Source organism: Cellulomonas sp. NTE-D12, assembly GCF_027923705.1.
Taxonomy (GTDB): domain Bacteria; phylum Actinomycetota; class Actinomycetes; order Actinomycetales; family Cellulomonadaceae; genus Cellulomonas.
Genome location: NZ_AP026442.1, coordinates 1738371 through 1758468 on the forward strand (window position 1 = coordinate 1738371; position 20098 = coordinate 1758468).

The following is a 20098-nucleotide window of genomic DNA, read 5'->3' on the forward strand; positions in this document are numbered from 1 at the left end:
CTCGCGCGCGGCACAGCGTCAGCTCGCGCGCCGATCCCCTTCAGGTCTGTGGGACTTCCTTCGACGGATCACCGGACTCGATGTCCACGGGGCGGGCTGCCTGGGCGAACCAGCCCGTAGTCGGAAGCTCGCGCTTCGGCGGCGGGGGCGGGGCGTCGATGGCCGGTTGCCTGGGCCACAGGATCGTCGACCTTGCGCTGGCAGTCGTCAGCTCGAGGTGCTCGACGACGTGCCTGGTCTCCGGGATGCCGCACACGGGCCAGGAACAGACGAAGGCGAGCGGCCCGTCGGGCGGAACGGGGGACAGGAAGTAGGCGTGGTCGACGCTGAACTCGTCGCCGCCGCCGCCCGTGGGCGCCAGCATGGGTTCGTCGGCGCTTGGTGCAGGCGATCCGAAGTCGTCGCTCAGGTTCGTGGCTGCCCGGCCGTCGGCGTACTCCACTCCGAAGAGGAGCCGGCGATCTAGCGGAACGTCCGGCTGGGGGTAGAGGCTCACGAGCCGGTACAGGTCACCTGGGCGGTCAAGCCCCGCTGGCGGGACCCGCATGCGGACCGCCACGGTGAGGGCCACGCCAGTGGTGAAGGCGGTGACGCTGGTGATTGCGACCGCAACGTCATCCGTCCGCACCAGCACCACCGAGACGGGGACGGCCGATCCGATCTCGTTCTCCGGGCGTCGAAGCCGCATCAGGAACGCCTCGTGCGCGGCTCGCGACTCGGGATCGGCGTCGGGTGCCGAGCTGGCGGCGAAGTGCATGGACTTCATGCTGCTCCTCGAGTGACGCACTGGCGCGCGCTTTGGCCACTACTTCGGCGCTTGGAGAGGCGTGATGGTCGGCGCGATCCTCGCGCCTCTCACCTGCGACGGTGATAGCGCCGTCGATGGGTGTGATGCGGCTGTCGATCACCCGGTCCTCGGCGCCGCGAGCTTGGACGAACGCCGAGTTCGATTGCCAGGCCCTGAGATCTTGCCTGCTGTCGAGACCGGAGGGTGGTCGTGCCTCGGGGACGCGCCAGACGGAGCGATGTCGGCAGCGAGACTCAGCCGCGATGTCGCTCGCGCCGATGACGTCATCGTGAGGGGGGCAGCACGCGAACGTTGGGCGAGATTCCAGAACCGGCGGCGGGCGGGAGGTCGTGCGCGCCGGCGGTACGAGCAGCAGCGCAAGACGTGGCTGCGCCGGCACCGGCGCACGTGGTGGGCCGTCTACGGCGCCGCGGTCGTGTTCTGGCTGATCTTCTGGGCGCTCATGCGGCTGTACCCAGGAGACCAGTCCTGGTCGACATCGGCGGTGGCCGGTGGCCTGGTCGCGACGATCCTGGTGATGAGGCAGTCCCCGCCGGTCGCCATCGCCAACTGGCAGGCCGGCGCGTACGGCGAGGAAGAGACCGCCAAGGTGCTGCGTCCGCTCGAGCGCGACGGGTGGATCGTCCTGCACGATCTGGTGAACGGGAGCGGGAACTTCGACCACGTGGTACTCGGCCCCAACGGGGTCTTCTGCCTGAACTCGAAGTGGTCGAGCTACCGGTTGGAGGAGACGGACGCCGGCCGGCTCATCGGGCGACACGAGTACGACGAGGACGTGACCCTCGACGTCGAGCACACCCTGCGGCGCGCTCGAGCGGAAGCCAGCGCCTTGTCACGGCAGGTGCAGGCACGATGCGGGCAGAAGCTCTGGGTCCAGCCGGTCATCGTCTGGTGGGGGCCCGTCGCAAACGGCGGCAAGCTGCTCGACGGCGTCGGCGTCGTGCAGGGCAAATACCTCGCCGACCGCCTCCGTACCCAGCGCGGCCAGCCGATCCGCAACTACGAGGCCGTCGTGGCGGGGCTCAGACCGGGCCGACACAAGCGTTAGTGCGCTCGGCACGGCTCCGGCGTTGTATCGCGTAGCGCTACGCGATACGCTCGTGTAGTGATCGTGAGCTTCGAGCACAAGGGGCTGGAGCGGCTCTACGTGGACAGCTCGAAGCGTGGGGTGCAGGCGGCTCACGTGCCGAAGCTGCTGCGCATCCTGTCGGCTCTGGACGTGGCGCAGAGTCCCGCGGACCTGGCGATCCCGTCGTTCCGCACGCACGCGCTGAAAGGCGATCTGGCGGGGCAGTGGTCGATCTGGGTCAACGGGAACTGGCGGGTCACGTTCCGGTTCGTCGAGACCGATGTCGAGCTTGTGGACTACCAGGACTACCACTGAACGGGGAGTGAGTGTGATGGTGATGAAGACTCCGGTGCACCCGGGCGAGCTGCTGCGGGAGGACGTGCTCGCCGATCTCGGGCTGCCCGTCGGTGAAGCCGCGTCGCGGCTGGGGATCTCGCGGGTTGCGCTGAGCAGGGTGCTGCACGGGCACGCCCGGATCAGCCCCAACCTCGCGGTCCGGCTCGAGGAGGCCGGCGTGGGGACCGCCCGCGCGTGGCTGGCGATGCAGTCGGCCTACGACCTGGCCGCCGAACGCGCGGCAGGGGCACCTAAGGTTCGCCGCCTCAGCGACGTCGCCTGAGGCGTACGGCCCGCGAGCGACGGAGACTGGTGATCGACCCGTCTCTCTCTCTCTCTCTCTCTCTCTGTGTGTGTGTGCCGCTGCTCGGGGGGACTCCGGCCATCACCATCCGTCCCACCATGACCCCCTCAACTCCCACCATCACCCTCCTCTCCCACCATCACCCTCACCTCCGCCCCCTCTTCCACCTCGCCCCTCGCCCCTCACCTCTCCACTCCGCCCGACCCTCCTCCTACCTCCACATCCCCTCTATCCGCAGCACTCTTCTTGCATCTCTGCGATGCTCGCGTCCTCTCGGTCGCCCGCGGCGCAACCGTGATGCCTCCTTCGGTTGCCGTCCGCCGGTGAGTGTCGGCTATCCGCTGGATCGATCTCCTCCTGTGCGAGCCGACCCCCGCGCCGACACCTCCCGGCTGGTGGACTACGTCCGGTACTGCAGGAAGGGAAGTCGGGAAGAACACGGCCGTTGGGCGAGGGACGCGAACCGCGTTGCTACACGCGTTGCTACATCTCGTCCCATGAGTGGCCGAAAGGCCGTTCCGGACGAGTCCAGAATGGCCCGTGACCTGCGGTGATGCTGGTGGGCGATGCTGGGATCGAACCAGTGACCCACGAGAGTGGTCCATTAGCGTCCATCGATTTCCGTCTGTGCAGGTCAGGCCCCACGGCGGACACCGGCGGACGCGACCGGACAGGGTCGATGACAATTCGTTCCGGCTCTGCCCGCGCTGGCGTGGACTGACCGTCGACGTCGCCCTGCCCGGCGGCAGCCGGACCGGCTACTCGATCGTTGGCCGATGCGCGCCGCGAAGTTCGTCGAGGACCCGGTGCTCGACCAGGAGCGGGACGAAATCGCGAACCCGTGCATCCTCGAAATGGGCGATGTGGTGGCCGACCCGCTCCCGAACGCGAAGCCGGTCCACCTCGGGATGTCTGGCGGCTACTCGTTCCACGACCTCGTCCAGCGTGTGAGCAGCCTTGGCTTCAGTGGCCATCAACCGACTGTCCGCGTCGGCGGGTGCGCGGTCAAGGTCCCCGGTCGGCGCAGCCCGGGAGAGAGCCACAACGCGGCCGGCTTCACCTCCGTCGCCGGCGCCCCGCGCGGAGCGTGCTCATGCCACTGGCCTCTCCTTCCGGGGCAGGTCCGCGGAGCGGCGCATCCGTCGCCGAGATCGCCCCCGCCGTGCTCACACCCGCGGCGACCCGTTGCACGCCGACAGCGCCCGACGCGCCCTCTTTATGCCGTTTAGTCCAGATCCCTTGTCGCGCCATGTGCCTAGGACTAACGTCCCGGTTCACCGGTGTGCCGACGACGGCGCGCAAGGTCCCTCGTCGCAGGCGACCGGCTCCATCCCCGCGGTCCGCCCGCGTGGCGAGCCGCCGTCCCTGGGAGGCGCAATGAGGCGTCGTGCGTTGTTGAGGTCGGCCGCGGCAGCAGGTGTCGCGGTGCTCGGTGTCATCGGTCTGACGGTACCTTCGGCATCAGCCGATTCGGTGACGATCACCCCGGTGGTGAGCGGGCTCAGCTCGCCCCGTGGCCTGACGTTCGACGGCCTGGGGTCGCTGTACGTCGCGCAGGCGGGGGCGTGGTCCCCGACTGCACTGACGCACACAGGCGCGGTGACCAAGTACGCGGCGGGCACGTTCAGCACGCTGTGGAGCACCGGGTTCACCACGCTCAGCGATGCTGAGCACGGTCCGGAGGTGCTCGGCGTCGGGGGGATCAGCGCGCTGGGCAACGGCTGCATGAAGCACAGCAACGGTGCGCGCAACGGCTGCCAGGTGCAGGTCATCTCCAACGAGTCCACCGACGGCCTGGCGGCCAGGGGGATGGCGGGCGTCACGACGGCCGGTCGCCTGTACCGCCTCGACGGCGCGACGGGAACAGCCTCGACGCTGTCCGACGTGGGCGACCAGCAGTACGCCTGGACCGGCGACCACCACGACCTGGCCCCGAACGACTTCCCCGACTCCAACCCGTACGGCGTGCTTGTCACCCGGTCACCGGGCAGCGACACGATCCGCACCTTCGTCGTCGACGCCGGCGCCAACACCGTCAGTGAGGTCATGCGGGACGGCACCACCCGGGTGGTCTCCTACATCCCGAACGACCCGGTCGCGGACTCGACGCCCACCTGCGCTGCCATGGGCCCGGACGGGATGCTGTACGTCGGCACCCTCGACCTGGTCTACAACCTGTTCGTGCCGGGCGGCCCCGGCCGGTCGCACGTGTGGCGGGTCGACCCGAACGCGAGCTTCCCCACAGCTCCCGCGGTCTGGGCCTCCGGCCTCACCACGGTGACGGCCTGCACGTTCGACCGGTCGGGCAGCTTCTGGGCCACGGAGATGTTCGCGCCGAACACCTCGGGCGCACCCGGGGACGTGGTCCGCATCCCGTTGGGTCACCCGACCCAGCAGACCCGCTTCGGCACCGGCAGCCTCCCGCTGCCCGGCGGGATCGCCCAGGGGCCAGACGGGGCGATGTACGTCACGGTCGGCTCCGCAGACCCGACAGCAGGCAGCGGCGCAGTCATGCGCTTGAGCTTCTGACACGGGGTTCCCGGAGCGCGTCAGGGCCGGGATGGCGGGCAGCGCGTCGCCGTCCCGGCCCTCCGCGTGAGCATGGGCGCCGAGCTGACGTGGCACGGTTCTCGCAAAGGCGTCGGCCCGGTGGCGCGAACGTGCCGGCTCCCCGTCATAGCCGCCACGCCGGCGCGGATCACGAGCAGGCCGCAGTCCTCGCCCGTCTCCGCAGTCCCTTCAGCGGGCGCGCCACGACGCACGGACCCCGGCCCCCACGACGGGGCCGTCGGTCGGTCACGCGCATGCGAGCACCGCACGCAGCTGGTCGAGTGTGGGCGCGCCCGCCAGGCCGTCCGGGGTGCTGTAGACGCGACAGGTCAAGCCCACGACGGCGCGAGGCGCGGGGAAGAGGTCGACGCCGTCGAGCAGGATGCTCGGGGATCCATGGAAACCGAGTCGCTCGGCCTCTTCGGCGCTGTGCACCTCGCGCCTGGTCACCGTGATGTCGAGCCCTTCCGAGGCGAGCTCCACCAGGCGGCGGTCCGCGAGCTTCCAGTGGGGGCAGTCGTCGAAGTACAACAAGGTGACGTCCACGTCGGGGACGCTAGACCTTGATCCGCGGTACAACGTCAAGGGCCTATGGTGGGCTGGTGCTGATCGGAGAGCTCGCCGACCGCGTCGGCGTGCCGAGCCAGACCATCCGCTTCTACGAGCGCCGGGGACTGCTGCCGGCGCCCGCACGTGCGGCCAACGGGTACCGCAGCTACGACGCCTCGGCAGCGGCCCGGGTCAGGTTCATCCGCGCGGGACAGTCCGCCGGCCTGAGCCTCGTCCAGATCCACAGCATCCTGGACCTGCGTGATCACGGCCAGGCACCGTGCGCCCACGTCGCCCAGCTCATCGAGGAGCGGGCGGCCGACGTCCGCCGGCGCATCGCCGAGCTCACCGCTCTACAGCACGAGCTCGATCAGCTCCGCGAGCGGAGCCGACGGCTCGACCCCGGCGACTGCAGCGACGCCGATATCTGCCACATCCTTTCCGTAGCTGGATCGCCGGCGCCTGCCTGACTGTTGGCGTCCAGCGAAGAAGTCGACGCCTCAGCATCCCGATGGCGGACCGTGCCGCCGACGGCCCCACGAAGCTGCTACCGCGGGGCGACCTGAGCGATGCGATCACGGCGCAGCCCGTTGCCGGAGCGCCGCGTCAACGCGCAGGACTTGCCCTTAGCTCTCGAGGTAGGCCTTGGCCCTGTGGAGTGCCCCCACCTCGGCGCTCATGGTGCGCTGGACCGCGCCCGCCATGGCCAAGGCCTTGATCCCGGACAGCTCGGCGGCCAGCGTGAACCTGACCTCAGTTCCGTTCGGGACGACGTCGAACTGATAGCTCCCGTGTGGACGCACCGGCCCCGAGGTCGTCACGAAGGTGAGGAGCCGATCCGGCTCGAACCCCGTGACTTCGATGTTCGCCGAGATCGACCGTCCGCCGGGACCGGAGACCGTCTGCTCGTAGCGAGTACCGAGGCCGAGCCCCCCGGACCGCTTGATGGACACCACGCCAGATCTCCAGAGCGGGTCGTGCTCCGCATCCGCGAAGAACGCGAAGACGTCGGCGATCGGGCGCTCGATGACCACGTGGGCCGAGGCTGTCACCTGCTTGCTCATGATGTCGCTCCTCGCTCAACTCGTCGGTGCGCGGCAGTTGGCCAGCGTGTGCTGATTCTGTCGCTCCCGACGCGGCTTCCCGAGCTGGCGGTGAGTCGGCGCCCAGCAGCGACGACAACTCCGCGACCGTGTCGCGGGGAAGCGGGCGGAGCGAGCCACACATTGCACGACGACGGCGTTGGCTCAGCAAGAGGCGGCAGTCAGGGCGCGCCGGCGGTGGCGTCGAGCTGGCCCGGTGTCGACGGTCCGGCCATCGAGACGACCGTCGCGCCGTAGCGGGTGCTGGCGCCTGCGGACCCGTCGGTCCGCGCTTGTCGACGTGCCTGATGACCTGGCTTGTGGGGGGTTCGTTGCGGTCGTCCGCGAGGAGGTCGAAGACCTCCTCGACCGGCCGGTCGGTCGATCGGCCGGTCGCCATGGGGCCACGCGCGGGCCTCACGATGCTGCCACGCACGTGCGTCACGATGCCGACACCTTCGACGACGGGCGCACCGCCCTCGGATCAGAGCAGTGACCCTCGGGAGGCTCTGCGCGTACCGCGGCGTCGCGGCACGCGTCCCCACCTCATGACCGAGGTCTCGGCGGTGCAGGGCCGATGGTCCCCGGCGGTTTCGGCGCGGCTGCCCGCAAGTTCCGCGAGAGTTGCCAACGTGACTCGGCGCACCTGCGTACGGGCAGGTCGAGAGGCTGCCCTGCTACCCAAGCGCCTACTGTGCCTCAGCCTCGAGCCGACGCCGCAGCTCATTCAGGTTGGCCGGCATCTCCCGGCGTGCTTGTGGCACGACCACCAAGGGCACGAGCAGTCGCCCGATGCCGTGGCCCTCGAAGTCGACCGCGATCGTCAGCCGTGAGCGCTGATCGGTCAGCGACTCGACGCGTACATCGACGCGTGCCCGGATCGGGCCGTCCAAGCCCCGGATGCTCCAGCGGTGCGGCGGTTCGACCACCGTGAACTCGGACGTGCTCGCGCGGTTGGCGAAACCGATCCGGCGGACGGTTACGCAGCGCTCGCCAACCGCGGCGGGATGCGACATTTCAAGGTGACCTTCCACCACCCCCTCTTGCCACTCGACGAACGTGCGGGGGTCAGTCGCGTAGTCGAACACCCGACCGGCGGGCCGGGCGACCTCGATCGTGACCACGACGGGCGTCATCAGTGCGTCGCCTCCCCGGCCAGGAGTGCGAACCGGTCCAGGTAGAGGCGCCAGCCCTGCTCGTCGGCGATCCCGTCGTGCACCGCCTTCCATCCGAGCCCGTGTCGGTCGAGGTGGCGGTGCTCGACCTCCACCCGAGTAGCCGCATCACCCGCGGCGATGAAGCGCACCTCCACCTCACTGACTCGCTCGAGGTCGGTCTCCACCTGCCAGGTGGGCCCGATGTCCCACGTGAACACCAGGCGGTCCGGGGGATCGAAGACGAGCACCCGAGCCCACCGGCACTCGCTCCCGTGGATGCCCCGGTCGACTATGGCGCCGCCTACTCGCGGCTCGAGCACGGTCTCGGCGATCGGCTCCGGGAGCATGTTGTGCTCGGGTGGTTTGAAGTCACCCAGCCGCTCGGTGAAGAGCACGAACGCCTCGGCGGGAACCAGGGGGACGATCACCGACCGCAACACCGTCGCGCTCACGACGTCGCTCATTCCTGAAGTCCCTTCGCTTTGCGCTGCTTGCTGTCGGCCGATTCCTGCGCGACCTCGGAGAACCCGGCCAGGGTGCGCTGCCAGAAGGTGTCCATCTGGTCCTTCATCGCGCTCAACGCGACCGCGTCAACTCGATACACCCGACGGGTGCCCTTCACCTCGCCCACGACGACGCCGGCGTCTTTGAGCACACGAAGGTGCTGCGAGACCGCCGGCCGAGATATGGGCAGCCGATCGGCGAGCTCACCCACCGCACTGGGCTGTTGGGCCAGCACGGACATGATCTGCCGCCGCGAGGCGTCACCGAGAACGTCCCACGGCACCGCGGACCCGTTAGTCACCACGAACGGTAAGTGTTCACTTACCCAACTGGGTCGTCAAGTGGACGACTTCGCATGAGCCGGGTGCAGCACGCGAGGGATGGGCCGCGCTCGACGCCGAGCTGCCGTCGCACGGGGCGATTACGGTCACAGGAGGATGCTCGACTCGCTCACGGGACGAGCGCGTTCGCCTACTGCGTCACCAGGTCGGAGGCAGGGGAGGGCGGGACGATCTGCTCGGCCGGCGCCGGTCTGGCGAGGTGGAAGCCCTGGACCAGGTCGCAGCCCACGTCCTGCAGTGCGCTGAGCTCCGCTTGGGTCTCCACGCCTTCGCCCACGACTTTCAGCCCGGCTGCGTGTGCGGCGTGCACAGCAAGGGCGACCAGCTCGCGAGCTCCGGGGTCGTCGAGCGCGATCAGGCTACGGTCGATCTTGAGGGCTGACGCGGGCAGGTTGCGCATCTGCCCGATGGAGGTGTAGCCGGTGCCGAAGTCGTCGATGTGGATCTCGACACCTAGTCGCCGCAGCGCGATCAGCTGCGCCCGCATCACTGGTGCATCCAGCGGCACGGTCTCGGTGACCTCCAGAACCAGCCGTTCGGGGGCGATGCCCGCCGCCCCGCACGCGTCCAGGACGTCGTCGACGATGACGCTGGAAGCCAGGTGTCGACCAGAGATGTTGACGGACATCTGCGTGTGCGGTCGGCTGTCGTGATCCCAGGCGGCAGCCTGCGCGGCGGCGGTCGTCAAGGCCCAGCGTCCGATGTCGCAGATCAGCGAGCTACGTTCGGCCACGGGGATGAAGTCGCAAGGCTGCACCAGCCCGTGCCCGGGACGTTGCCAGCGGGCGAGCGCTTCATAGCCGACGACCGTCCCGGTGCTCAGCTCCACCAGTGGTTGGTAGTACAAGAGGAACTCCCCGGCGGCCATCCCGCGTCGGATGGCGTCCTCGGCGTCAGCCCGCTCGCGCAGCTCCTCGCGAAGCTGCTCACCGAAGACCTGCACGCGTGCGCGACCTTCGGACTTGGCTTGGTATGCGGCGGCGTCGGCGTTGCGGATCAGCTCGTCGGGCTCGTCCATGCCGGGCTGCGAACGAGCCACGCCGATCGAGGCGGACAGCCACAGCGAGTGCTCCCCGACCTGCATGCGCCGCTCGATGGCCTTCAGCAGCCGTGTGGCGATGTCCACGAGAAGGCCTTCGGAGTTGGCGTCGTGCACGAGGACGACGAACTCGTCGCCGCCGACCCGACCGACCAGATCGTCGGCGCGTACGACGTGTCGGATGCGGTCCACCACCCGTTGCAGGACCTGGTCTCCGACGGCGTGCCCGAAGGTGTCGTTGACCTGCTTGAAGTGGTCCAGGTCGAGGTAGAGCAGGCCGACCGGGTTCTCGGCCGCGTCCAGCGCGCGCAACCGGTTCTCGATGGCGTCCAAGAAGTGCGCCCTGCTGGTGGCCTTGGTCAACGAGTCGTGGGCCGACTGGTGCACCAGGCGGTCGTGCAGCTGTTCGCGCTGCCGGACTGCGCGCTGGGCCTGGTGCAGGGCCAGCTGCAACCGGCTGAGCACCACGGCCATGAGCGCGGTCGAGAAGATCAGGACGGCCCACAGATTCCGACCCGTGCCGTTGAGCAGCTCCAGCAGTTCGGCTGTCGGGGCGACCAGGATGGCCAAGGTGAGACCCGCCAGCCGGCGCCCGGTGATACGGCGCTCCTGAATCGCCGGCTCGGACAGATCCACCATCGTCGGATGCAAGGCGGCGGCACCAGCGAGGACGTACGAAGTCAACCACGTCGCGTCCAGCCACCGCGACGACGCCGCCGCCGTGCTGCCCAGCAGCGTGTAAGCGCCATCCGCCACGGTGAGCAACACGATGGACGCGACCAGCAGCCGGTAGGCCAGAGGCCGGTGACCACGACCGAACGTGAGGCGAGCGGTTACACCGAGCAGCATCACGTCCGCAGCGGGGTACGCCATCGACAGCAGGCTCGACGGTGTCACACCCTGCTCGGCGACGATCGGAGCGCCCACCACGATCCACGCCACCAAGCCCAGGCTGAGAGTCACGACAGCTGCGTCCAGGATCCCGACCAGGTCGCGCCCCGCGCCGCGGGAGCGCACGAGAACCATGAGCGCGCCCGCGAGCACCGGGTAGGCGGACAGGTACACCGCGTCGGCCGGAGAGGGAAACGGGTTCACCCCGAGGACGTCCTGGTACCAGGAGTACATCGCGTCTCCGCCGACGAGCAGCAGGACTCCCGCTGCCGTCAGCAACCACGCCACCCGCGAACGGGGCGCCCGCACGACTGTGCCCAGCACGACTCCCGCGACCGCGACCAAGCCGATCAGCTCATAGAGCACGTCGCGGGACAGCGCGGTCGGGGCGACGACCCACGCCGCCGCCAGCACGACCACTGCCAGCACGTAGCCCCTTCGGCAGCGATCCACGTCGATACACATCGGCCCAGGCGCCACAGTTCTGAACGCATGTCCACTACCACCGCAGGACGACGGCGTCTGGCTCGGCAATGGCCAGAGTGAGGGCGCGCCACCGGACGAGATCGCTTTCCGGTCGTCGACGACGGACCGGGCCGGAGGCCCGCTGGCCACCGTCCGGCGCGGTCAGGCCACGGGCAGCAGGATGCGGATGGTTGTGCCGCCGTCGGGGTCGGTGGCCGGCATCGCCGCGGCCGTGCCGCCGTGCCGTGCGACCGTCTCGCGTACCAGGAACAGGCCAAGTGCCGGAGCAGCTCGGTGAGGCGCTCCCGGCACCGGGGCGGTCGGCGGCGGAGGGCGGTGGGCGAAGCGGTCGAACAGCCGGTCCGCCTCTGCAGCGCTCAGGGTGGGGCCGTCGTCGTGCACGTCGACCGAGACGAAGCGACCGGTCCGCGCCACGGCGACCCGCACCGCGCCGCCGGCAGGCGAGTGACGGAAGGCGTTCTCGAGGAGGGCGAGGACGCACTCGCGGAGCGCGGCCGTCGGTATGCGGACGGCGAGCGGTTCTGCGGCCGAGTCCACCACAACGGCGAGCCGTGCCGGACCGGCAGAGGTCTGGGCGGTAAAGACGGCGTCCTCGACCACGGCGTGCACGTCCGTGCCTTCGTCCGGCGCGGGGCCAGGCGTCGCGCCGGGCTCGTCGGAGGCGGCCAGCAGGTCGTTGACGATGCGGATCAGGTTCTGCGCATCGTCGGCCAGCTCCCGGACCACCGGTGCGGCCTCCGACTCCGGGCCCGCGCGGCGCCCCAGCAGCTGGATCCGTGCGTGCAGCACGGTCAGCGGGGTGCGCAGCTCGTGGCTGGCGTCGGCGACGAACCGGCGCTGCCGGTCGAAGGCGTCCTCCAGCGGCCGGACGGCACGGCGGGCGATGAACAGCGTGGCCACGCCGGCGATCACCACCGCGGCGCCACCGACCAGCGCCAGGCCCAGCAGCACGTGGCCGGCGTCGATGGACAGCGTCAGGTCGCCTGGCTTGGGCGGCTCGGCACGCTCCGCCGGTGTCGACTCCAGCCACAGGTACAGGGCGGTGACGGTCAGCACGCCCGCGACCAGGACGGCCGCGGTGACGGCGACGGCCACGCCGATGGACACCACGGAGGTGCGCATCGCCCGGCGGGCGTCCGCGGACAGGCGCGCGCGGTCGCTCACGGGTGACCCAGCCGGTAGCCCCGGCCGCGCACGGTCTCGATGAGGTCCCGGTCCGTCTTGCGCCGCAGGTAGTGCACGTAGGCGTCGACGGTGCCCTCCGCCTCGCCGTGCGGGAACACCGCCGTGAGGATCTGGGTGCGGCTGAACACCCGGTCCGGCTCGGCGGCCAGCATCGCGAGGAGGGCGTCCTCGCGGACGGTCAGCAGGATCCGGCCCTCGTAGGGCGAGTGGATCTCACCGGAGCCGGGGCGGTAGGTCCACGCGCCGAGCTGCTGCTGCGGGCCGGCGTGGTCGCGGGTGAGCGCGCGGAGGCGGGCGAGCAGCTCGTCGAGCTCGAACGGCTTGACGACGTAGTCGTCGGCCCCCGCGTCCAGGCCGGCGACCGCGTCCGCCGTGGTGCCCAGGGCCGTGAGCAGCAGCGCCGGGGTGGCGACATGGCGGGCGCGCAGCCGGCGCACCACCTCGAGGCCGTCGAGGGTGGGGACGCGGCGGTCGAGCACCAGCAGGTCGAACTCACCGGTCAACGCTCGTTCCAGCGCGAGGCCGCCGTCGCCGACGAGCGTCACGTCGTACACGTCCGACAGCAGCTCGGCGACGACGGGGGCGAGGCGCGGATCGTCCTCGAGGAGCAGCAGGGACAGGCGGCGGGTGGGCACCGTCATGGCTCACGCTTCCCGGTCGGCGTCCACCAGCTCACGGTCCTGATTCTGGCCGCGTCGGCGCAGACCCGTGGCCACCAGGGGCAGGACGGAGACGACCACGACGACGATCGCGAGCAGGTCGATGTTCTTGGCGACGAACGGGATGCCGCCCAGCAGCAGGGCGACGAGAGTCAGGCCGACCACCCAGAGGAGCGCGCCGGTGACGTTCCAGACGACGAACCGCCGGTACCGCAGCCGGGCGGTGCCCGCGACCAGCGGCACGTAGGTGCGCACGATCGGCACGAACCGCGCCAGCACCAGCGACACCGGGCCGTACCGGTCGAAGAACCGCTCGGCCTCCGCCAGCCGGGCGGTGGTCAGCACGCGGGCGTCGTCGCGGAAGAACCGACGCCCGAACCGGTGGCCCAACCCGTAGCCGGTCTGGTCACCGACCACCGCGGCGGCCAGCGCGACGCCGGCGATCGCCCACGGTGACAGCCCGAGCTGGGCGCGCAGCAGCACCGCGGTGAGGATCAGGGAGTCGCCCGGGAGGAACGGGAACAGCACCCCGGACTCGATGAAGATCATCACCGCGATGCCGACCAGCGCCCACGGGCCGAGGGTGTGCAGCAAGGGCTCGGGGGAGATCGAGAGGCCCGTGGTGAGCCCGGTGGACACACCTCCGGACACTCCTGCGACCAGGGACGAGATCACGCGTGGTCTCCTTCGTGGGCGGGGGTGTCGAGGCGCACCAGCGCCAGCGCGCGCTGGGCCGGCGTCGTCGTGACCAGGACGGATGCGAGCGTGAAAGCGGACACCGCGTAGACGAGGGCCGCGACGACGTCGAGCGGGTAGTGCGCGCCCAGGTAGACCCGGGACGCCGCGACGACGACCGCCAGCAGCACCCCGACCGGCGCCCAGAGGCGGCTGCGACGGCCGCCGAGCAGCGCCAGGGCGGTCAGCACGAGCACCGCCGCCACCGTCGTGTGCCCGCTGGGGTAGCCGAAGCTCGTGTCCACCGGCGGCGGCGAGGCGAGCAGGGCGACGTCCGGACGCGGCCGGTGCACCAGCACCTTGAGCACGATCCCGCCGGCGAGCGTCAGGCCGGCGACGCCCAGCAGGACCACGGCCCGGCGCACCCCGACGAGGCGGGCGCCCGCCGCGCACAGCACGACGAGCAGCCCCAGGCCGACTGGTGGCGAGGCCAGCGTGCCGATGACCCCGGTGACCGCGTCGAGCGCCGGCGTGTGGTGCGCGGAGAGCCACTGGACGACGCTCAGCTCGGCCGTGGTCCACGCGCGCAGCGGAGCGACCACGAGGCCTACGAGCAGCACGACCACCAGCCCGGCGCCGGCCGGCACGGCCTGCGCGGGGCCGGACCGGGCTCGGGAGGTTGCAGCAGGGACGGCCTGCCGGCCTTCGGGGACCGGGTCGCGTGCATCCCGCGCCCGGTGTGCGGGCGGTGGGGTGCTGACGGACGGGAGGTTGCTGGTGCTGCCGCTCACGGGACCGCCTTCCTGCAGGGTCCCAGCCAGCGTCCCGTGACGTCGCCAAGAAACCGCCAAGCCGACCGCCGGTCGCGGCTCCCGGACGGTGAGTGCCCTCGCAATTCAGCAGGCCGCGTCCGTTCGACGCTCGTCGGGCGCGTACTCGGCCTGCGCAGCTATGACGCGCCACGGCAAGACCGGGGCGGACGACCAGCAGGTGAAGGTGACGGCCGCAGCGTGCGTCCACCCAGTGGGGTCCGCTCTTGGTCCGGGGGCGCGCAAGTGCTGCACCGCTTCCTGGAGGTTGACAGCCGGAATCGACTAGCGACCATACGTGGGCACGACAGGCCGGTCCGTTGGGAGGAGCGGTTGAGGAGGAGCCATGATCGGCGATCGCTAGGGCGTCACCAACGATGAGGTCGGACGGCGCTACCCGTGCGACGACTCGTGGCTTCGCCGTGCTTGCAGGCCTGGCGCGGCGTCACGGTAGGTGTGAATCCCGCCGGCAGGTGCCGGCGGTCGCGGCCAACCCGATGGACCCGGACTGCCGGTCTAGGAGGCTGCGGCGGAGCGTGTTGACGTGCCGATGCACACGTACCTCTTGAAGCTGGTGTGCGGTTCTCCGTCGCGTCTTCGCGCGACGGTGCACACCTGTTGCTGGAGGGGTGTGCGGTTCTGCTCGGTGCAGCCCGTCGTGTGTTGGTACGCGCTCCGCACTCCCGCTTGTAGGAGACGAGCCCCTGCTCGACTCCGTGGGCCTGGGGGTGCGAGGTGTTGTCGATCCACAAGATGGTCGGGGCCGAGGGGTTCCGGTACCTGACCCGGCATGTGGCGGTCCACGACGGCGCCGCGCCGGCGGGCCAGTCGCCAACTGCCTACTACGCAGCGACGGGCAACCCACCCGGCCGGTGGGTCGGCCGCGGCGTGGAGGCGCTGGGAGGTGCCGGGCTGCGCGTGCGTGTGGGGGACCGGGTGCACGAGCGGGCGCTGGAGGCGATCTTCCGGGACGGCCGAGATCCACTCACTGCCGAGCCGATCGGACGGCGGTTGAAGGTGGCGGGCTACGACCTGACGTTCACGGCGCCGAAGTCGGCGTCGGTGCTGTGGGCGTTGGGCGACGAGCCGACGCGCGCGGCGGTCGCGGCTGCGCACGAGGCGGCGATAGGCCAGGCCTTGGGGTTCGTCGAGGCGTCGGTGCTGCGGACTCGGGTCGGGCACGACGGAGCCCACCAGCTGAAGGCCCGGGGCCTGATCGGTGCGGCGTTCGATCACTGGGATTCGCGGGCGGGGGATCCGAACCTGCACACGCATGTCGTGGTGGCCAACCGGGTACAAGGCGTCGACGGTGCGTGGCGCTCGATCGACGGGGCGACCGTGCACCAGGCGGCCGTGGCGGTCTCGGAGCTGTATGACGCGTTGGTCACCGACGAGACCGCCCGCCGGCTGCCGGTCTCGTGGTCCTGGCGGGACCGCGGCGAGTCCCACAACCCCGCCCTCGAACTGGACGGACTGCCCGACGGTCTGCTGGCGGAGTTCTCCACGCGGTCGCGGACCATCGCCGCCGGGCTGGAGTCTTGGTCGGACACGTTCCGGTCCCGAACCGGTCGAGCCCCATCGCGAGTGGAAACGACCCAAGCGCGTGAACGGCTGACCCGGGCGACCCGGCCGGCCAAGGTCGTCCGCTCGTTGCGGGAGCTGCTGGCCGAGTGGGCGAACCGGGCCCGCGCGTTGACCGGTCTCGAACCGGTGGACCTGGCCGCGGCCGCGCTGTCCGGGGCGTACGGCCGGGCGTTGCACGCCCACGACGTAGGCCCGCACGTCCGCGCCGACTTGGTCGCCGGGGCGTTGCTCGACGCGTCCACGCGTCGGTCGGTGTGGTCGACGTGGAACCTGGCAGCCAGCGTCCTGCGGGCGTCGGAGCACCTGCCGATGGCCTCCCCGGCCGACCGGTTCGCGCTCACAGATCAGCTGCTGGCCCAGGCGGTCGAGGGGTGCATCCGTCTGGATGCGCCGGTCCCGGACCGGCCCGTCCGGCGCGGGGAGGAGAAGTACACCACCGCCGAGCTGCTCGGGGCCGAGTGGCTCCTGCTGGACGCCGCCACCCCGACCGGCACCCGCCGCCTGCGCGTGCCGCTGGACCCGCAGGTGGCCGCGTTCGTCGCCGGGCTGGGTCCAGATCAGGCCGGCGCGGTCACGGCAGTCGCCGAGTCGCTGGCCGGCCTGGACGTCCTGGTCGGCCCGGCCGGGTCCGGGAAGACCACCACCTTGGGCACCTTGGCGGCGATCTGGCCGGAGCACCGGCTCGGACAAGTGATCGCCCTGGCCCCGTCGGCGACCGCGGCACACGTACTTGGCACGGCGATCGGAGTCCGGGCCGAGACGACGGCCAAGTGGCTGCACGAGTCCGTCGGTTCCGGCGCGGTCGCCCGCGCCCACGCCCTGCGCACCGCCGGATACGCCGGAGAAGCGCCGCTGACCGTTCGGGCCCGGGTCGACCAGCTGACCGGGGAGCAGGAGCGCTGGCGGCTGCACCGCAACGACCTGCTCATCGTGGACGAGGCATCCTTGGCCGACACCCGCACCCTGGCCCACCTGACCGGTCAGGCCGCCGCTGCCGGGGCCAAGATCCTGCTCGTCGGCGACCCCCTGCAGCGCGGGGCGATCGACGCCGGTGGGGCGTTCGCGATGCTCGCCAACCGCGGCCCCACCGCCCAGCTGGCCTCCCTGCGCCGGTTCACCCACCCCTGGGAAGCCCGCGCCGTCCTGGCCCTACGGCACGGGTCGACCATCGCGATCGACGACTATGCCCGACACAAGCGCATCCAGGTCGGCAGCCACGACGACCTGCTCGACCGGGTCGCCGACGCCACCGCCACCGCCCTCACCAGCGGTGAGCAGGTCATCGCGCAGACCGTCGACACGGCCACAGCCGTCGAGCTGAACGCGCGGATCCACGCCCGTCTTCGTACCGAGGGACTTGTCGGTGACATCTCGGTGACACTCGCCGACGGACTGCCCGCCGGGGCGGGGGATCAGGTGGTGACCCGCCGCAACGACCGGCACCTGACCTACGGGGATCACCGGTGGGTTCGCAACGGCACCCTCTGGCACGTCACCGCCACCCACCCGGACGGGTCGCTGGATGTCACCGACACGGAGGGCGCCCCCACCCGCCTGCCCGCCGGGTACGTGGCCGCACACGTCGAGCTCGGCTACGCGACCACCACCGCCCGCTCCCAAGGCCTCACCGTCGATCTCACGCACAACCTCGTCGCACCCGGGACCGCCCGCGAAGACCTGTACGTGGCGATGAGCCGCGGCCGGCACGCCAACCACCTCTACCTGGCCACCACGACCCCAGGAGCCGAGTGCCTGCCGGGGGAGCAGCTGCCCAGCCCACAAGAGGTGCTCACCCAGATCCTGGCCACCACCCGGCTGGAGACCTCGGCCACCGACACCTGGGACCAGCACCACCCCGACCGGCCCCTGCACGTCCCGCTGCCCGTCCCGGCGAGACCGTCCACGACCCCACCCGTACCGGTCCTGCCCGAACCGCCCGTCCTGACCCGCTAATCCGCACCACCCGACCGAGGAGGAACCATGACCGCCCTCAGCACCGAGCACGACCTGCTCACCGTCACCGAAGCCGCCGACCGGCTGCGCGTGACCACCCGATTCATCCGGGGCCTCATCGCCGACGGCACCCTGCCCGCCCTCCGACTCGGCCGACGCAGCCTGCGCCTGCGCCGCGACGAGGTCGACAAGCTGCTGCGGCCCGTACGGCGCTGGACTGACGCGTAGACGCTGGCCGAACTGATGCCGACCAAGTGTCCCGACGTCAGGACGACGCCACGGGGCTGTGGTTGTGTGCGCCGTCGACGACCGTCCGCTTGCCGAGCGGTGTCTGGAGAGTGACTTCGAATGACGTGATGAGCGCCGCGGCATCGCAGACCTGAGCGAGGCTCCGCGCCGACGCGTACAGGGTGACCTGTTCGGTCGACTCATTGACGGCTACTTGGACGTCGTCATCGCAGCCCGGGGTGCCGTGCTGGACTCGTAGGGACAGCTGCCTGCCGTCCGCAGACGCCGAGTAGCCGACAACCTGAGCTGAGACGCGCCCGTGATGCGACGTGAGCAGCATCACCAGGGCCGTCGCTGCGAGTGCCAGGACCAGGAGTCCGATCACCACCCGACGGCCCGCGCCCGTCGCCTGAGCGTCGTCTGTTCGTAGGTCGGTCTGCATCGTTGCTCCCAGGTGGGAGGGCTTCGGCGTCGTCGCCGCGTAGATCGACCGTAGTGAGGCCCTATCCGCCGTGGAGCGGCTTCAGCTCACTGACGGAAGGCGCTCTTGCGTCGCCGACGCGACTTCACCCGGCGCGTCATATCGGGAGGCGGGGGACCGGGGACGCTGCCTCGCGCCCAGCATCCCGGTTGCGCCAGTGTTGCCCCGTGATCACCAGCCCCCGAGACGATGTTCTGCTGTCGAACCTCGGGTGGGTGGACGAGGGCGCGATCTGGCGTCTCGACGGCGCCACGCAGACGCACGACCTAGTTCCCGTCGACGGTGGCACGCACCTCCGCCTGGCGGCTGGCGACGGCGTCGATTCCGTTCTCGTCCAGCACGGCTTCGGCGGCCGAGTCGCGCTGTCCGTGCGGTCGTGGTCAGCCCTGGCCGATCCGCTCGTCGCCGTCGACGTCCACGGTTGGACGGCGCACGTCGACGGTGACCTTGGCGCGTTTCGTGGCCACCGTCGGCTGTTCGTCGGCTACCTCGACGAGGACGCCACGGGTGCCGCAGGCTACTTCCTGGTCGAGGTCGGCGTGCACGACGTGAGCGTTCGCCGACTGGACTGGTTCAGCCTCGACACGTACGACCTCGGGTACCAGAGCGTCGTGTCCGCGCTGGAGCTCCCGAACGGGAAGTATCTCTTCGGAGTCCAGCGCAGCTCGGAGCTCGTGCTCTGCGACCCGACGGACCTCTCGGTGATCCGCGAGGTGCCTCTGGCGGGCCGTGGGGGCAACCCGATGCCCTTCCTTCGTGCCAACGGGTCAGAGCTGTGGGCGGTGGACTACGACACCGTGGTCAGGCTCGATGCCACATCGCTCACCGTCGAGGACCGATGGCTGGGCCAGGTCGCCGGGCACGACGGCGTTCGGATGTTCCTCGGCGACGTGTGGATGTCGCACGACGAAGACGAGCTCGTGGTGGCACGCCCGGGATCAGGCGACGTGGTGAGCCTCGACCCGGAGAGCCTCCGTGTCGTCCGCCGCTGGAGGACCGGTGGTCAGCCCCTCACGGCCGCCAAGCTCGCGAACCAGCTGGTGGCTCGCGACTGGCAGGCGGGGAATCTGCTCGTCCCCTACGTCGAGGACTAGAGCGCAGCACCCCCGTTCGCCGGTGGGGTCCATCAGCGTGGTCGTCAGACCCGCCCCAGGGCTCGAGGGGCCTGGCGCCGCTGCGCCGAGCGGTGCGCAGCGGTACCCGTGCGATCGACCTTGTGACACGTATATGACACGCCAGCACGTTCTCGCAGGTCAGAGCTGTGCCCCGAGTGGGATTCGAACCCACACTGGATCGGGTTTGAGCCGAACGCCTCTGCCGGTTGGGCTATCGGGGCCGTGCTGCGAAGGATAGTGCCCGTGGTGAGCACCACACGGCGTGCTGCGATGGGCGCGAGGGTCCTGGCCAC

General features: G+C 70.7%; 21 protein-coding genes and 1 tRNA gene. 8 read left to right on the plus strand and 14 right to left on the minus strand.

The features are described from left to right. Positions 1–40: 40 nt before the first annotated feature. Entirely contained in the window at positions 41–766 is a 726-nt protein-coding gene (locus QMF98_RS07980) for a hypothetical protein (protein WP_337975442.1), read from the minus strand. Between the two features lie 457 nt (positions 767–1223). On the opposite strand from QMF98_RS07980, the gene QMF98_RS07985 reads away from it, so the two are divergent. The 3 genes from QMF98_RS07985 to QMF98_RS07995 are packed head-to-tail and all read left to right on the plus strand — an operon-like array spanning position 1224 to position 2496. Further along, positions 1224–1856 carry a nuclease-related domain-containing protein gene (locus QMF98_RS07985; RefSeq protein ID WP_337975443.1) on the plus strand — a complete coding sequence of 211 codons (633 nt, stop codon included), beginning with the start codon at positions 1224–1226 and terminating at the stop codon, positions 1854–1856. Positions 1857–1913: 57 nt separating this feature from the next. Then, entirely contained in the window at positions 1914–2192 is a 279-nt protein-coding gene (locus QMF98_RS07990) for a type II toxin-antitoxin system RelE/ParE family toxin (protein WP_337975444.1), read from the plus strand. A 16-nt stretch (positions 2193–2208) separates the two neighbouring features. Continuing rightward, the gene (locus QMF98_RS07995) at positions 2209–2496 is read left to right on the plus strand and encodes a HigA family addiction module antitoxin (protein ID WP_337975577.1); all 288 of its coding nucleotides are present in this window, start codon (positions 2209–2211) and stop codon (positions 2494–2496) included. 779 nt (positions 2497–3275) lie between these two features. On the opposite strand, the gene QMF98_RS08000 is transcribed toward QMF98_RS07995, so the two are convergent. Further along, positions 3276–3491 carry a three-helix bundle dimerization domain-containing protein gene (locus QMF98_RS08000; protein WP_337975445.1) on the minus strand — a complete coding sequence of 72 codons (216 nt, stop codon included), beginning with the start codon at positions 3489–3491 and terminating at the stop codon, positions 3276–3278. A 499-nt stretch (positions 3492–3990) separates the two neighbouring features. Between QMF98_RS08000 and QMF98_RS08005 the strand changes: the two genes are divergently transcribed. Beyond that, positions 3991–5046: a ScyD/ScyE family protein gene (locus QMF98_RS08005; RefSeq protein ID WP_337975446.1), complete on the plus strand. Its 1056-nt coding sequence runs from the start codon at positions 3991–3993 to the stop codon at positions 5044–5046. Positions 5047–5313: 267 nt separating this feature from the next. On the opposite strand, the gene QMF98_RS08010 is transcribed toward QMF98_RS08005, so the two are convergent. Continuing rightward, complete coding sequence (locus QMF98_RS08010; RefSeq protein WP_337975447.1) at positions 5314–5613, minus strand: thioredoxin family protein; 300 nt, start codon at positions 5611–5613, stop codon at positions 5314–5316. 56 nt (positions 5614–5669) lie between these two features. Here QMF98_RS08010 and QMF98_RS08015 point away from each other — a divergent pair, with 56 nt between their 5' ends. Next, positions 5670–6086 (plus strand): heavy metal-responsive transcriptional regulator, encoded by a 417-nt coding sequence (locus QMF98_RS08015; protein ID WP_337975448.1) that lies wholly within the window; start codon positions 5670–5672, stop codon positions 6084–6086. A 156-nt stretch (positions 6087–6242) separates the two neighbouring features. Here the strand turns inward: QMF98_RS08015 and QMF98_RS08020 are convergent, their stop codons facing one another. The 9 genes from QMF98_RS08020 to QMF98_RS08060 form a co-directional block, all read right to left on the minus strand. After that, positions 6243–6680: an SRPBCC family protein gene (locus QMF98_RS08020; RefSeq protein WP_337975449.1), complete on the minus strand. Its 438-nt coding sequence runs from the start codon at positions 6678–6680 to the stop codon at positions 6243–6245. A 707-nt stretch (positions 6681–7387) separates the two neighbouring features. Then, positions 7388–7834, minus strand: coding sequence for an SRPBCC family protein (locus tag QMF98_RS08025; RefSeq protein WP_337975450.1), 447 nt, complete (start codon positions 7832–7834; stop codon positions 7388–7390). After that, a complete protein-coding gene (locus tag QMF98_RS08030) occupies positions 7834–8307 on the minus strand; it encodes an SRPBCC family protein (RefSeq protein WP_337975451.1) in 474 nt (157 codons plus the stop codon). Before QMF98_RS08030 ends, QMF98_RS08025 begins: the two co-directional genes overlap by 1 nt. An 8-nt stretch (positions 8308–8315) precedes the next feature. Continuing rightward, positions 8316–8642, minus strand: a complete 327-nt coding sequence (locus QMF98_RS08035; RefSeq protein WP_337975452.1) for an ArsR/SmtB family transcription factor — start codon at positions 8640–8642, stop codon at positions 8316–8318. Positions 8643–8830: 188 nt separating this feature from the next. Then, entirely contained in the window at positions 8831–11059 is a 2229-nt protein-coding gene (locus QMF98_RS08040; RefSeq protein ID WP_337975453.1) for a putative bifunctional diguanylate cyclase/phosphodiesterase, read from the minus strand. Between the two features lie 198 nt (positions 11060–11257). Further along, positions 11258–12280, minus strand: coding sequence for a sensor histidine kinase (locus QMF98_RS08045; protein ID WP_337975454.1), 1023 nt, complete (start codon positions 12278–12280; stop codon positions 11258–11260). Further along, the gene (locus QMF98_RS08050) at positions 12277–12942 is read right to left on the minus strand and encodes a response regulator transcription factor (protein ID WP_337975455.1); all 666 of its coding nucleotides are present in this window, start codon (positions 12940–12942) and stop codon (positions 12277–12279) included. The genes QMF98_RS08045 and QMF98_RS08050 overlap by 4 nt, the downstream gene beginning before the upstream one ends. 3 nt (positions 12943–12945) lie before the next feature. Beyond that, on the minus strand, positions 12946–13635 hold the full coding sequence (locus QMF98_RS08055) for a DedA family protein (RefSeq protein ID WP_337975456.1): 690 nt from the start codon (positions 13633–13635) through the stop codon (positions 12946–12948). Then, positions 13632–14426, minus strand: coding sequence for a phosphatase PAP2 family protein (locus QMF98_RS08060; protein WP_337975457.1), 795 nt, complete (start codon positions 14424–14426; stop codon positions 13632–13634). The genes QMF98_RS08055 and QMF98_RS08060 overlap by 4 nt, the downstream gene beginning before the upstream one ends. A 753-nt stretch (positions 14427–15179) precedes the next feature. Between QMF98_RS08060 and mobF the strand changes: the two genes are divergently transcribed. Further along, positions 15180–17981: a MobF family relaxase gene (gene mobF / locus QMF98_RS08065; protein WP_337975458.1), complete on the plus strand. Its 2802-nt coding sequence runs from the start codon at positions 15180–15182 to the stop codon at positions 17979–17981. A 27-nt stretch (positions 17982–18008) separates the two neighbouring features. Beyond that, positions 18009–18209 carry an excisionase family DNA-binding protein gene (locus QMF98_RS08070; protein WP_337975459.1) on the plus strand — a complete coding sequence of 67 codons (201 nt, stop codon included), beginning with the start codon at positions 18009–18011 and terminating at the stop codon, positions 18207–18209. 37 nt (positions 18210–18246) lie between these two features. On the opposite strand, the gene QMF98_RS08075 is transcribed toward QMF98_RS08070, so the two are convergent. After that, entirely contained in the window at positions 18247–18651 is a 405-nt protein-coding gene (locus tag QMF98_RS08075; protein WP_337975460.1) for a hypothetical protein, read from the minus strand. Between the two features lie 53 nt (positions 18652–18704). Here QMF98_RS08075 and QMF98_RS08080 point away from each other — a divergent pair, with 53 nt between their 5' ends. Next, complete coding sequence (locus QMF98_RS08080; protein WP_337975461.1) at positions 18705–19784, plus strand: YncE family protein; 1080 nt, start codon at positions 18705–18707, stop codon at positions 19782–19784. A gap of 168 nt (positions 19785–19952) precedes the next feature. Here the strand turns inward: QMF98_RS08080 and QMF98_RS08085 are convergent. Then, positions 19953–20026, minus strand: a tRNA-Leu gene (locus QMF98_RS08085). Positions 20027–20098 lie beyond the last annotated feature (72 nt).

Coding starts and splice junctions, on each gene's coding strand:
- QMF98_RS08025 (WP_337975450.1), bottom strand. CDS start 7,834: ATGACGCCCGTCGTGGTCACGATCGAGGTCGCCCGGCCCGCCGGTCGG.
- QMF98_RS08020 (WP_337975449.1), bottom strand. CDS start 6,680: ATGAGCAAGCAGGTGACAGCCTCGGCCCACGTGGTCATCGAGCGCCCG.
- QMF98_RS08050 (WP_337975455.1), bottom strand. CDS start 12,942: ATGACGGTGCCCACCCGCCGCCTGTCCCTGCTGCTCCTCGAGGACGAT.
- QMF98_RS08070 (WP_337975459.1), top strand. CDS start 18,009: ATGACCGCCCTCAGCACCGAGCACGACCTGCTCACCGTCACCGAAGCC.
- QMF98_RS07980 (WP_337975442.1), bottom strand. CDS start 766: ATGAAGTCCATGCACTTCGCCGCCAGCTCGGCACCCGACGCCGATCCC.
- QMF98_RS07995 (WP_337975577.1), top strand. CDS start 2,209: ATGGTGATGAAGACTCCGGTGCACCCGGGCGAGCTGCTGCGGGAGGAC.
- QMF98_RS08000 (WP_337975445.1), bottom strand. CDS start 3,491: ATGGCCACTGAAGCCAAGGCTGCTCACACGCTGGACGAGGTCGTGGAA.
- QMF98_RS08075 (WP_337975460.1), bottom strand. CDS start 18,651: ATGCAGACCGACCTACGAACAGACGACGCTCAGGCGACGGGCGCGGGC.